Origin of the sequence: Photobacterium damselae (assembly GCF_003026815.1) — a bacterium.
Classification (GTDB): domain Bacteria; phylum Pseudomonadota; class Gammaproteobacteria; order Enterobacterales; family Vibrionaceae; genus Photobacterium; species Photobacterium damselae.
Window position 1 is genome coordinate 1 of sequence record NZ_PYOG01000024.1, and the last position, 13,309, is coordinate 13,309.

Annotated in this window: 12 protein-coding genes; 8 read left to right on the top strand and 4 right to left on the bottom strand. The window is 41.8% G+C overall.

Annotation, left to right across the window (positions count from 1 at the left end; genetic code table 11):
- Positions 1-163: 163 nt before the first annotated feature.
- Together CTN07_RS22700 and CTN07_RS17075 are read left to right on the top strand one after the other, a co-directional pair.
- A complete protein-coding gene (locus CTN07_RS22700; RefSeq protein WP_146154892.1) occupies positions 164-346 on the top strand; it encodes a hypothetical protein in 183 nt (60 codons plus the stop codon).
- A gap of 623 nt (positions 347-969) precedes the next feature.
- A complete protein-coding gene (locus CTN07_RS17075) occupies positions 970-1,368 on the top strand; it encodes an ASCH domain-containing protein (protein WP_036764519.1) in 399 nt (132 codons plus the stop codon).
- Here the strand turns inward: CTN07_RS17075 and CTN07_RS17080 are convergent.
- Entirely contained in the window at positions 1,365-2,426 is a 1,062-nt protein-coding gene (locus tag CTN07_RS17080; protein ID WP_005301712.1) for a hypothetical protein, read from the bottom strand. The two genes, CTN07_RS17075 and CTN07_RS17080, sit on opposite strands and share 4 nt — an antisense overlap.
- A 172-nt stretch (positions 2,427-2,598) precedes the next feature.
- Between CTN07_RS17080 and CTN07_RS17085 the strand changes: the two genes are divergently transcribed.
- The gene (locus tag CTN07_RS17085) at positions 2,599-3,120 is read left to right on the top strand and encodes an ATP-binding protein (RefSeq protein ID WP_005301715.1); all 522 of its coding nucleotides are present in this window, start codon (positions 2,599-2,601) and stop codon (positions 3,118-3,120) included.
- Between the two features lie 463 nt (positions 3,121-3,583).
- On the opposite strand, the gene groL is transcribed toward CTN07_RS17085, so the two are convergent.
- Positions 3,584-5,227 carry a chaperonin GroEL gene (gene groL / locus CTN07_RS17090; RefSeq protein ID WP_005301718.1) on the bottom strand — a complete coding sequence of 548 codons (1,644 nt, stop codon included), beginning with the start codon at positions 5,225-5,227 and terminating at the stop codon, positions 3,584-3,586.
- 41 nt (positions 5,228-5,268) lie between these two features.
- Positions 5,269-5,559 carry a co-chaperone GroES gene (locus CTN07_RS17095; protein WP_005301722.1) on the bottom strand — a complete coding sequence of 97 codons (291 nt, stop codon included), beginning with the start codon at positions 5,557-5,559 and terminating at the stop codon, positions 5,269-5,271.
- 218 nt (positions 5,560-5,777) lie between these two features.
- Here CTN07_RS17095 and CTN07_RS17100 point away from each other — a divergent pair, with 218 nt between their 5' ends.
- Positions 5,778-7,136: an MATE family efflux transporter gene (locus CTN07_RS17100; RefSeq protein ID WP_005301725.1), complete on the top strand. Its 1,359-nt coding sequence runs from the start codon at positions 5,778-5,780 to the stop codon at positions 7,134-7,136.
- 128 nt (positions 7,137-7,264) lie between these two features.
- Here CTN07_RS17100 and CTN07_RS17105 read toward each other — a convergent pair whose 3' ends face one another.
- Positions 7,265-7,789 (bottom strand): FxsA family protein, encoded by a 525-nt coding sequence (locus CTN07_RS17105; RefSeq protein WP_036764520.1) that lies wholly within the window; start codon positions 7,787-7,789, stop codon positions 7,265-7,267.
- A 464-nt stretch (positions 7,790-8,253) separates the two neighbouring features.
- Here CTN07_RS17105 and aspA point away from each other — a divergent pair, with 464 nt between their 5' ends.
- From aspA to CTN07_RS17125, 4 genes are all read left to right on the top strand, one after another.
- Complete coding sequence (aspA, locus tag CTN07_RS17110) at positions 8,254-9,714, top strand: aspartate ammonia-lyase (protein WP_005301728.1); 1,461 nt, start codon at positions 8,254-8,256, stop codon at positions 9,712-9,714.
- 111 nt (positions 9,715-9,825) lie between these two features.
- A complete protein-coding gene (locus tag CTN07_RS17115) occupies positions 9,826-11,133 on the top strand; it encodes an anaerobic C4-dicarboxylate transporter (RefSeq protein ID WP_005301730.1) in 1,308 nt (435 codons plus the stop codon).
- A gap of 466 nt (positions 11,134-11,599) precedes the next feature.
- On the top strand, positions 11,600-12,517 hold the full coding sequence (locus tag CTN07_RS17120; RefSeq protein ID WP_005301733.1) for a LysR family transcriptional regulator: 918 nt from the start codon (positions 11,600-11,602) through the stop codon (positions 12,515-12,517).
- Positions 12,518-12,642: 125 nt separating this feature from the next.
- Complete coding sequence (locus CTN07_RS17125; RefSeq protein WP_005301735.1) at positions 12,643-13,272, top strand: LuxR C-terminal-related transcriptional regulator; 630 nt, start codon at positions 12,643-12,645, stop codon at positions 13,270-13,272.
- The last annotated feature ends 37 nt before the right edge of the window (positions 13,273-13,309 follow it).

Below are 13,309 nucleotides of genomic sequence, written 5' to 3' on the forward strand. Positions count from 1 at the left end.
GATATATTATTGGTTATTACAGCCAATTACGACCACATCAATATAATGGCGGATTAACACCGAATGAATCCGAACGATTATATTGGTTAACCTCTAATACTGTGGCCAGTATTTGTTGACCACTACAACTGAAGCCTTACAGGGACGTCTGTTTGATAAGTACGTGCTCTTGTCCTTGAATGACTTTGATAAAGATGGATTCCCTTTAATCAGGAGACTGGCTGATGCCTACAACGGTAAGGAGTATGCCGGTGGCTTAAGTGATGAAAAGTTTGAGCGTCAGGAGGTCTCTTACCAGTTCCATCGCTCATCGCTAAGAATCCTAGCGCCTTCAGGAAAGCTCTAGGTCGTCTTGACAAGGGAGCGTTAGGACTGGTGGTTAAGCGTAAGTGGGATGAAGAAGCCGTTACCTTGAAATACACAGCCAGCGATGCTGGCGACTTCTAATCGGATCTAGTGAATCCCCTAGCGATTACATGCGGTAAACGTTGCGGAGGTCTTAACGGATTTGGTCTTTAATGCTGTTATCAGTAGTGGGTTATGCCTTAGCGATATGTCCTAATGAAACATCCTAGAGGGAGTTATCAGTAGTAGCTGTCTCGCTAAGAGGTCACAAGTGACCGTACGTATCTCAAAGCGGTCACTATAGAACAATAAACTAATAATATACAACGGCTTAACACCAGCGCAAACATCATTTAGAGGTAACTATAAAGCCGTCTTTAGGTGTCCGTTAGCACAATAATGTACTGAATCATACTCAACTTTGTTGTGGACATACTTAGCACTACGGCAACTTACTGATAGACATAAACTAATGGCCATAGTACTGTATATGGATACAGTGATAGATAATTCGAATTTTTCCAATGCTCGAGTAATAATATTCAAATGCTGACCTATAATAGGTGAAATATTGAGGTTAAAAGTTTAGTATTCGCAACTTGCGTCATATCGAGAGTTAAGATAATGAAGGTTCTACTTTCCATTAAGCCAGAGTTTGTTGAGAAAATTTTTTCCGGAGAGAAGTTGTTCGAGTATAGAAAAGCTGTATTCAAACGCCCTGAGGTTAGATCTGTGGTTATTTACTCAACAATGCCTGAAGGTAAGATAGTTGGGGAGTTCGCTATTGGTGAAATTCTAGCCAAACATCCTAAGGAGCTATGGGAAGAAACTAAAGCTGTTTCAGGTATTAACCAAAAGTTCTTTGATGAGTACTTCTCTGACAGGGAAGTTGCTTATGCAATACAGATCAAAGACTTAAGGAGATATCCTGAACCAATAAATCCATATGAAAAAGAGAGAGGCTTCAAAGCCCCTCAATCATTTAAGTATCTAGATTGTAATTCAGAGTTGTGCTTCAACTAGGCTCTAATAAATTTAGGGTCAACCTCTGCAACTCTTATTAACTCTTGGAACTGTTGATCAGACAACTCCAAGAAGCCCCAGCGATCTTCTCTATTTAAGCCAACTTGTTCAGCTAAGGTTTTTCGAATAGGTCTCTTCGGTAGAGCTACATTGTAGGTAAAATTAATAACATAATTGTATCGACGCTCTCTGTATATTTGTCGTAGTTCCTTCTCACTAAACACACTAAACTTGACACACTCACTTACGAAGTGTTCTTCGTTTTCATAAGTGTCGATAGTATGTACACCTTCGACGACACAAAGTGAAGTTGCAACAGCCCTATATTCCGCAGCTCCTCTACCATCTCCAGTTCGATAGATAACAATCACATCACCTCTTTGAAGTTCCATGACAGCCCTCATTTGGCAAATGTAGATTTTATGGATACTGTTTGAGTGTGAGATATCTTTTACTATATTAGGTGATTCCGTAAAGAGTCTAGAATCAGGGAAGAGTTTTGTATGGTGTTCAGGATATATACCTAATAGGTACTTTCTACTATCTTTACAGTGAATGAATGGGTAGTCTTTGTCTACATCGTTATGTGTTTTATTCAAGTCTCTGAGCAGCACTTGCTCTACACCATTTTTCGACGGTTTTGTCCCATAGTGTTCAAAACCATAGCGATTAAAAAGATTAACCAAGTAACCATGCTTTTCCTCAAACACAGTAACATAAATGTCTTGCACATTTGATGAATGGGCTAATGCATAGTCAAAAATCTTTTTCAAATAGCGATCACCTCGACGAGTTCCTTGTGGGTTGAACTTAAAGGTACCGACCTTCATATGATTGCTATCAGGTAGGAGAGGGGTAGTATCGTCACCTGGCCCACATTCAAACTTGCAGAATAAGAAGCCTTCGATTTCATTTTGTTCATTGTACAAAACAAGTGCCGAATCTTCCGCTTTCTTGTGAAACCAATCACTAAACTCTTTATAGCTCTCTTTGAGTGAACCAAAGAACTTATCATCAATACTAATGTCTTTAAATTTCTGAAGCCTCAAGTTGTCCATTCATCTCACCTCAAGCCAATGCCCCTCAACAATCAGACATAGCGTGCTGATTTAGTTGAATAAAAAATCAATTATACCAATATAGTTGCACAAATCTAAACATAGCTCAAAAATCAAGCCAATTATTCATTGTATGCTGCTCATACTTAAATCTGTAAGCGGAGGATATGTAATGGCAACGACTATTTTCATTTCTGGGATACATGGTGTTGGTAAAACAACTTTATGTAATAAGATCACGAATCATTTAGGTTTTCGTCACTATTCATGTAGTGATCTTATTAAGCAAAATTCAGATTATGTAGAAACGTCAAAGAAAATAGATAATGCTAGTCGCAACCAAGAAGTTCTACTGAAAGCCATAGAAAACATTAAGGATAAGGTTTATCTACTAGATGGTCACTTCTGTCTAATAGATAAATTAGAAAATGTCATACAGCTAGATCAGTCTGTATTTAAATCTATTGCTCCAAAAGCAATCGTGAATATCTGTTGTGAGACTTCAATAATAAGAGAGCGTTTGATAAATAGGGATGGAAAGGCCCTTAGCCTTACTAAATTAAACGAACTTCAATCAGCTGAAAAGACAGTGTCTGCTGAAGTTGCTGAAACTTTAAATATTCCATATTTTGTATATACCTCATCAGAACCCGTGGATGAATTAATCACCTTATTGAAGCAAATAACACTTTAATCACATTATTTAAAAACCCAGCCAATCCAATAAAATGAAATGAAATTTTCATCCACACGTTTTGTGTGAAAAGTATGGGACGCCGTAATCGTGAATGCGTTCCCTACCCTCCGATAGTTCCCCCTATGCAAATGAGGTTGAGCACAGTATATCTGATGGCAGTTAAACAACTGAGCTAGCTATGAGGATTGCGGATGCTACTAGAGCGTTCTATAAAGCACGCTGAGCGCATAGGTGATGCCAAGACAGCAAGAGATATAAACGGCTCTGTAAAGGCTCTAATAATGGCCTATAGGATGCCTTATGTGTTGTAGTAGTCGAGGGATGTTAGAACTAAGAAGGAATAGCAGGTGGAAAATCGTGATATAAACGTGAGACTGACCGTAATACATACGTGACACGATCAGTCTCATGTGTCATGCTAAGTCACTGATTTACAATGACATCAGGCATATGAGCTTTCTTACATCATGCCGCCCATACCACCCATTCCGCCCATGCCACCCATATCAGGTACACCAGCATCTTTCTGTGGTAGGTCTGTAACCATAGCTTCTGTTGTGATCATAAGACCTGCTACAGAGGCTGCGAACTGAAGTGCGCTACGCGTTACTTTTGTTGGGTCTAGGATACCCATGTCAATCATATCGCCGTATTCGCCCGTTGCCGCGTTGTAACCGTAGTTACCTTCGCCGCCTTTCACATTGTTAGCAACAACAGATTCTTCGTCGCCCGCATTCTTAGTGATTTGACGGATTGGAGCTTCCATTGCGCGAAGAGCAACACGAATACCTACGTTTTGTTCTTCGTTATCACCAGTAAGCTCAGTTAGTTTAGATGCGGCACGAATAAGAGCAACACCACCACCGGCAACAACACCTTCTTCAACTGCAGCACGAGTTGCATGAAGAGCATCTTCAACGCGGTCTTTCTTCTCTTTCATTTCAACTTCAGTTGCGGCACCAACTTTAATCACGGCAACACCGCCAGCAAGTTTAGCGACACGCTCTTGAAGTTTTTCTTTGTCGTAGTCTGATGTTGCATCTTCGATTTGTTGGCGAATTTGAGCAACACGACCTGCAATCATCTCTTCTTCGCCGAAGCCGTCGATGATTGTAGTGTTTTCTTTAGTAATAGTTACACGCTTAGCTTGACCAAGATCTTCTAGTTGAACCTTCTCAAGCTCTAGGCCTACTTCTTCAGAAATCACAGTACCTGCAGTTAGAACCGCGATATCTTGTAGCATTGCTTTACGACGATCACCAAAACCAGGAGCTTTAACAGCAGCAACTTTAACAATGCCGCGCATGTTGTTCACAACCAGTGTCGCTAGTGCTTCACCTTCAACATCTTCAGCGATGATCAGTAGAGGACGAGATGCTTTTGCAACGCCTTCTAGTGCTGGTAATAGCTCACGGATGTTAGAGATTTTCTTATCAACAAGAAGGATAAATGGGCTTTCTAGCTCCACCGCACCTGCTTCTTGGTTGTTGATGAAGTATGGAGATAGGTAACCGCGATCGAACTGCATACCTTCAACTACATCTAACTCATCTTGTAGCGCTTGGCCTTCTTCAACCGTGATAACACCATCACGACCAACTTTATCCATAGCTTCTGCAATTAGGTTACCCACAGTTGCATCAGAGTTTGCAGAGATAGTACCTACCTGAGCAATCGCTTTAGTGTCAGCACAAGGAACAGATAGTGCTTTTAGCTCTTCAACAGCAGCAACTACTGCTTTGTCGATACCACGCTTAAGATCCATTGGGTTCATACCCGCAGCAACCGCTTTTAGACCTTCAGTGATAATTGCTTGAGCCAGTACTGTAGCCGTTGTAGTGCCGTCACCAGCAGCATCGTTTGCTTGAGATGCGACTTCTTTAACCATTTGTGCGCCCATGTTTTGGAATTTGTCTTCCAATTCAATTTCACGCGCAACAGATACACCATCTTTAGTGATAGTTGGTGCACCAAATGATTTATCCAATACAACGTTACGACCTTTAGGGCCTAATGTTACTTTTACAGCGTCTGCTAGAACGTTTACACCTTCAAGCATTTTGATACGTGCATCGTTACCAAATTTTACGTCTTTAGCTGCCATGTTCGTCTTCCTTTCTTAATTATTAATTTGAAGTGATCGGATTATTCAACAATTGCCATAATGTCGTTTTCAGACATGATGAGAACTTCTTTACCGTCAATCTTTTCAGTCTTAGTGTTGTAACCTTCTGCAAAGATAACAGTATCGCCAACTTTAACGTCCAGTGGTTGAACTGAGCCATTTTCTAAAATACGGCCATTACCTACCGCAAGCACAGTGCCTCGGGTAGATTTTTCTGCAGCCGAACCAGTTAAAACGATGCCACCAGCTGACTTCGATTCAACTTCTTTGCGTTCAACGATAACTCGGTCATGTAAAGGACGAATATTCATCGGTCGTCTCTCCTGATTTTGGTAATATCCATAAAAATGAAAGGATCAGTCCCAATAACGTATTACTGGTGCTGATTTTTCTGTTATTTAGACATGTTGGGTCGTTTTTTTAGATCCCAAGTCCTAGCCCAAGATTTTTTTCGCTATTTGTGCCAGAACTTTTGCTCGATCACACTCTTTGCTTTAGGGTGGACAGGCATTTCATACATGAGACGACTATGGCAACAGAACCCCGCTTAGATAAACACGGTTTATTATCTGAGCCTATTCCCGATGTTTTACGACGACTAACTATTCCAATGATCTTTGGAATGGTCGCAATTTTACTATTTAATCTCGTCGATACTTTCTTTGTTTCACTGCTAGGCACTCAAGCTTTGGCCGCAGTGAGCTTTACCTTTCCCATTACTTTTGCGCTTAATAGCATCACTATGGGAGTCAGCGTTGGTATCTCTACCAGCTTAGGGCGATTATTAGGCCGAGGTGACAGTCAAAGCGCAGCCCGTTTTACCACTCACGGTTTACTGCTTGCTTTGGTATTAATGAGTATTGCCGCCATGATCGGTTTCTTTACGATCGATCCGCTCTTTACTTTGCTTGGAGCAGAACCTTCTTTATTACCCATTATTCATCAATATATGAGTGTGTGGTATCTGGCTATTCCCCTACTTGTCATTCCTATGGCAGGAAACAGTGCAATACGCGCAACAGGAGATGCAAAAAGTCCAGCCAAGATCATGATGCTCGCTGGCTTGATCAACGGGATCTTAGATCCTTTGTTAATTTTTGGTTACGGCCCATTTCCTGAGCTAGGTGTAAAAGGTGCGGCAATCTCTAGCGGGATCAGTTGGGCTGTGGCTTTAGCTCTTTCACTGTATCTGCTAAATAAGAGAGAAAAACTGCTCACACGCCCAGATCGCAAATGGCTTAGTGCCGACTGGAAACAAATTTTGCATGTCGGAACCCCCGCAGCCCTATCAAATGCGTTAAATCCAATCTCTGGTGCACTGCTGATGGCTCTTCTTGCAACACAAGGTACTGTTTCTGTCGCAGCTTATGGTGCAGCAATGCGCATTGAGTCTTTACTGGTTATTGTCATGATGTCCCTAGGTTCTGTACTAATGCCATTTATGGCGCAAAACTTAGGGGCTGATAACCCCAAGCGAGCCTTTGCAGCCCTATTTACAGCGATGAAGTTTGCCATCGTATTTCAAATGCTCGTCTTTATTGCCATGGTGCCTTTAAGTTGGCCACTGTCATCGCTGTTTAGCCAAGACAACGCCGTACGCGATCAGCTGTGGCATTATCTGTTGGTTGTGCCGGTGAGCTATGGATTACAAGCAGTATGTATGCTTTTGATCAGTGCGCTAAATGCCTTACATAAAACCACTCATGCTCTTATCTGGAATCTACTGCGCTTGTTTGGCTTTTTATTGCCTTTAGCTTGGTTAGGTTGTTACTTTGATGGGACTGAAGGCCTGTTTATTGGTATCACAATCGCCAATATTATTTGCGGTATTTTGGCTTTTGTTTATGCTCATCGATTACGACAAACCACCTTAGTAAATGATGCATAGAATTCACTAAAACAGTCAATTTATAAGCATTTTTAGGCCAAATAAAATATTAACAGCATTAACAAAAAAGGCAGCCTAAGCTGCCTTTTTTATATTCATCGATTTGCATTTTTACTATGCGGATTCAGTCATCGTAATCTGTGATTATTGTCTGATGACTTATTATCATCTTTACGTTCATATTCGCCATCGAAGGTATCACCTTGATCAGCGTGCGAACCAAAATCTGAATCAAAAGGTCCTTGCTGAAAACCACTACCAAAGCTCCCGCTAAACCCTGACGACTGCCCCATACCTTGTACTTTGACTCGTTGCATTAACTGCTTTGCTAACCATGCTCGAGGTGCTGGTAACAAAATGGTCATTCCCATGCAATCTGTCATAAAACCAGGGGTTAACAGCAATACCCCAGCAACAGCTAGCATGACTCCTTCCACTATCTGTTGTGCTGGTAACTCCCCTTGCTGTAAGCGATTTTGTACCGATGTTAATGTTGCTAGTCCTTGGCTTCTCACTAACGATGCACCAACAATAGCGGTGATTAACACTAAAGCAATGGTTGGCCATAACCCAAGAAATCCCCCTACTTGAATAAAGAGGGCAATTTCAATAATGGGAACAAAAATAAACAGTAACAATAGAATTGGAAACACAAATAACCTCAATCATTTACTGGCAGCCACACGTCTACACTACCAATAACAGTAAGTAATCCACACTCTCTATTATGGCATTACTCCTAGCCGGTGTCTGTGTGACAACTCGATTTATTGGTTAGCAAATACTTCAAGCCTCACCCATTCTTTCGCATTTTGATTTGTCAAAAGAGGACGAAAACAACTTTTTCACATTTTGTCACTTCTTGTCATTTTTCAACCCAAATACATATTCGATGTTAACAGGATTTGTGAGCATGATCTCATTTTAATGCAAAGATTTTCATGTCGGTCAAAAAAGTGATCTGGGTTATGTTTTTACCACTAAAGGAGAGTATTATCAGGGCCAAGTAAAGATGTCAGGTACGATCATCTAGCCAATTTTGCGGAATGGATTCGCGCTCTAAAAGTGGCTCTTAATTGAATTTTATTTATTAGCAGATTCCCAAAAGGCTAAACATATGTCTCAGATGATTGATCTTGAAAAAAATGAAGCAACAATGAACGTTGCAACTCGTATCGAAGAAGATCTACTTGGCGAACGTCACGTTCCTGCCGACGCATACTGGGGTATCCACACCCTTCGTGCTGTTGAAAACTTCAACATTTCTAGCACTACTATCTCAGATGTTCCTGAATTTGTTCGTGGTATGGTTTTCACTAAGAAAGCTGCTGCAATGGCAAACAAAGAACTAGGCGCTATCCCTTCAGAAGTTGGTGATTACATCATCAAAGCATGTGACCTAATCCTAGAAACTGGTAAGTGCATGGATCAGTTCCCATCTGACGTATTCCAAGGTGGTGCTGGTACATCTGTAAACATGAACACTAACGAAGTTGTTGCTAACCTTGCTCTAGAGTTAATGGGCAAAGAAAAAGGCGAATACAGCATCGTTAACCCTAACGATCACGTAAACAAGTCTCAGTCTACTAACTGTGCATACCCAACTGGTTTCCGTGTTGCTGTATACAACAGCATCATCGACATGGTTGAAGCAATCAGCTACCTAAAAGATGCATTTGATGCAAAAGGTGTTGAGTTTGCTAACGTTCTTAAGATGGGTCGTACCCAGCTTCAAGACGCAGTACCTATGACTGTAGGTCAAGAATTCCACGCATTTGGTGTTCTACTAAAAGAAGAGATCAAAAACCTTAAGCACACTGCAGAGCTTCTTCTTGAAGTTAACCTAGGTGCAACAGCTATCGGTACTGGTCTAAACGCAGCAACAGGTTACCAAGAGCTTGCGGTTAAGCGTCTTGCTGAAATCACAGGTCTACCATGTACTCCTGCAGAAGACCTAATCGAAGCAACTTCTGACTGTGGTGCTTACGTAATGGTTCACGGTGCACTTAAGCGTACTGCTGTGAAACTATCTAAGATCTGTAACGACCTTCGTCTACTATCTTCAGGTCCTCGTGCTGGTCTTAACGAAATCAACCTACCTGAAATGCAAGCTGGTTCATCTATCATGCCAGCAAAAGTTAACCCAGTAATCCCAGAAGTGGTTAACCAAGTTTGCTTTAAGGTTATCGGTAACGACACTACAGTAACATTTGCAGCAGAAGCAGGTCAGCTTCAGCTAAACGTAATGGAACCTGTTATCGGTCAAGCTGTATTTGAATCTATCAGCCTATTGAAGAACGCTTGTATCAACCTACGTGACAAGTGCATCGACGGCATCACAGTGAACAAAGAAACTTGTGAAGCATTCGTATTTAACTCAATCGGTATCGTAACTTACCTAAACCCATTCATTGGTCACCATGAAGGCGATATCGTTGGTAAGATCTGTGCAGAAACAGGTAAGAGCGTACGTGAAGTAGTTCTAGAGCGTGGTCTTCTAACTGAAGAACAACTAGACGATATCTTCTCTGTGCAAAACCTAATGCACCCAGAGTACAAAGCTAAACGTTACAACTAATTGAGTTTAAAGATATAATAAGGCGGATTTTCAGGATGAGAATCCGCTTTTTTTAGCTACAAATTCCCATAAAACTCGTTTTTTTTACTTTTAAGACAGGACCATTTAATTATGATCGGTGTAGAACTGTTTGTCGTTCTCGCGTTTATCTTCTTAGGCGCTCGAATCGGCGGTATTGGTATCGGCTTTGCCGGTGGTGCAGGTGTAATCGTACTTTCCCTTATCCTCGGTGTTCCAACCAGCCAATCTTTCATTCCAGTAGACGTTATCCTTATTATCATGTCAGTAATTACCGCGATTGCCGCAATGCAAGTTGCCGGTGGTATGGACTGGCTAGTTCAACTTGCAGAAGATTTTCTGCGTAAGAATCCAAAGCGTATTACTTTCTACGCACCGATCGTAACTTACCTAATGACACTAATGGCTGGTACTGGCCACACTGCATTCTCTACTCTTCCAGTAATTGCAGAAGTTGCTAAAGGTCAAGGTATCCGTCCTTCTCGCCCACTATCTATCGCTGTTGTTGCTTCTCAAATCGCAATCACAGCATCTCCAATTTCAGCGGCAGTTGTGTTCTTCTCTGGTATCCTTGAGCCACTAGGCGTTAGTTACATCACGTTACTTGCTATCTGTATTCCAACAACTTTTGCTGCCTGTATGGTTGGTGCATTTGTAGCAAACTTCATGGGTTGTGACCTAAAAGACGATCCTGTTTATCAAGAGCGTCTAGCGAAAGGTCTAATTAGCCTAGAGAACAAGACTCGTCGTGAAATCAAACCAGAAGCAAAACGCGCAACTTACATCTTTATTGCTGCGATTGTTTTCGTTGTTTGTTATGCAGCGGCAATCTCTCACTCTATTGGCCTAATTGAAAACCCAACTCTAGGTCGTAACGAAGCAATCATGACAGTAATGCTAACCGCTGCTGCTGCGATTGTTCTTACAACTAAGATTGACGCATCTCTTATCGCTCAAGCACCAACGTTCCGTTCTGGTATGACAGCATGTATCTGTGTACTTGGTGTGGCATGGTTAGGTTCTACTTTCGTTAACGCACACGTTGATGGCATCAAAGAAGTGGCAGGCGCACTACTAAGCGACTACCCATGGATGCTAGCTCTTGTACTGTTCTTTGCATCTATGCTGCTTTACTCTCAAGGTGCAACAACAACGGCTCTTATGCCTGCGGCGCTAGCGATTGGCGTATCTCCAGTAACTGCAATTGCATCATTTGCAGCAGTAAGTGCGCTATTTGTTCTTCCTACTTACCCAACGCTACTAGCTGCGGTTGAAATGGATGACACTGGCTCAACTCGTATCGGTAACCTAGTATTTAACCACCCATTCTTTGTTCCTGGTGTGGTAACAATTACAACGTCTGTTGCACTAGGCTTTGTTGTTGGCGGTATGCTACTGTAATCATTCAGTTGATTGGAAAAGGCTGCCTTCGGGTGGCCTTTTTTATATCTGAGGTTCGAGGTTCGAGGTTCGAGGTTCGAGGTTCGAGGTTCGAGGTTCGAGGTTCGAGGTTCGAGGTTCGAGGTTCGAGGTTCGAGGTTCGAGGTTCGAGGTTCGAGGTTCGAGGTTCGAGGTTCGAGCAGAATGCTTAAAAATGCGCTTAACACAAGAGATTAAAATGAATTTCTCACAGAAATGTGACGAGAAGTGATATAAAAGAAAAGAATACATCTTTACCCATCCGTGGGCAAAGACATCGAACAATAACGGATTCCCATACGTTATTGTTCTTGGTTCGAATGGCGGTTATTCCCAAAACAACCATTCGAGTATGTCTCAGTTTTTGCTACAAACTAGGCTTAAGACAGGAAAGCCTGTAGCTCTATAGTAGTCCCATAACTACTTAGGTTATAGAGGTAAAATCGTTATGCAGCGATGCAAAAATGGGATGAAGCTTGATGATCTAAGAACCTTAATTGCTATTGCAAAACACGGCAGTTTTCGCAGTGCAGCTCAGGCGTTAGATATCCCACCAACAACCTTAAGCCGTCGTTTACAACGCTTAGAAGATACACTTGGCAGTCAATTGGTATTGCGAGATAGTCGTAATGTTGCCCTTACGCCTCTTGGCCAAAATTATGTTGAACGATGCGAACCTTTAATTAAAGAACTCGAAGTTGCTACCTTAGAGTTAGATGATATTTCACATTCAGAGCCTCGTGGAGCACTACGAATTTCAGCGCCTGTAGGTTTACTGACTTACAAACTGATGCCGCTATTTAATGAGTTTCTCAGTTTGTATCCTGAAGTCACGCTCTCATTAAACCATCTCTCTAATCAGCACCACGATTACAGCCCAGAACAATACGATGTGGTTTTTCGTGTTGGCCATCAACCTGATTCCAGTTTCGCTGCCGCAACAATTGGTCAGTCGCAACGTATTTTAGTGGCCTCGCCCTGCTATTTAGCAAAGAATGATACGCCACAGCATCCTAACGATCTTTATCAACATGAGCGTTTAGCAACCGTTCCTGAATTTGAGTGGGCCTTGCGTCATGATGATATTCAGCAGCATCCAGACACACTGTGGGTGAACTCGCCTGTACGCTTAGCCATTGCCGATCTTAATAGCGTTAAACAAGCCGCGATTGCAGGATTGGGAATAGCATGCTTACCCAATTATGTAGTGGCAGATGCATTACAACGAGGAGCACTCAAAACGTTAATGACCGATTGGTACTCACCGTCTAGACCAATCTATATGTTGTATCAGCGATTAGAATATACGCCTGCTCATATCAGTTGTTTTATTGATTTCATGCGTAAAGGGCTAACGGAACAATGATCCAGCTCTTAGTTAGCGCAATAGAAATTGATTTGCAGTAAATGCCAATGCTAGCGTAGTAGTCATATCGCCGACAGATACAAACTGACGTGTAAAATCAAACTCATGGATGAAGGTGAACGAGTATGGATGCTCAATACACAATAATCATTGCCGATGATCACCCGCTATTTCGCAGTGCTCTGCTTCAGTCGGTTCATCTTGCCATTGGCGGAGTCACTTTATTAGAAGCTGACTCTTTATCCTCACTGCAACGCCTACTTGAAAAACACCATCTTGATGTCGATTTACTCTTACTTGATCTTAAAATGCCAGGCGCAAATGGAATGTCGGGGCTGATAGAATTAAGACAGTGTTATCCAGATCTGCCTATCGTAGTGGTCTCAGCCAGTGAAGAGCCCGCAATCATAAAACAAGTCTATCGTCACGGCGCCTTTGGTTTTATTCCTAAATCCAGTGGTATGAAAGCATTACATGGAGCACTCAACCAAGTATTAGCAGGTGACAATTACTTCCCAACCGATATTGATGCTCTCGATGAAACCGATGAACTGGTAGAAAAAATAGCGACATTAACACCGCAGCAACTCAAGGTACTAAAAATGCTGGCAGATGGATTGCTCAATAAGCAAATTGCCTATGAGCTTGATGTCTCTGAAGCCACAATCAAGGCCCATATGACCGCCATATTTCGTAAATTAAGTGTCACTAACCGAACTCAAGCAGTTATCTTGCTTCAAAATATTGTTTTGTAAAAAAACCTTACAGAAATATTAAAAATTAGGATAATAA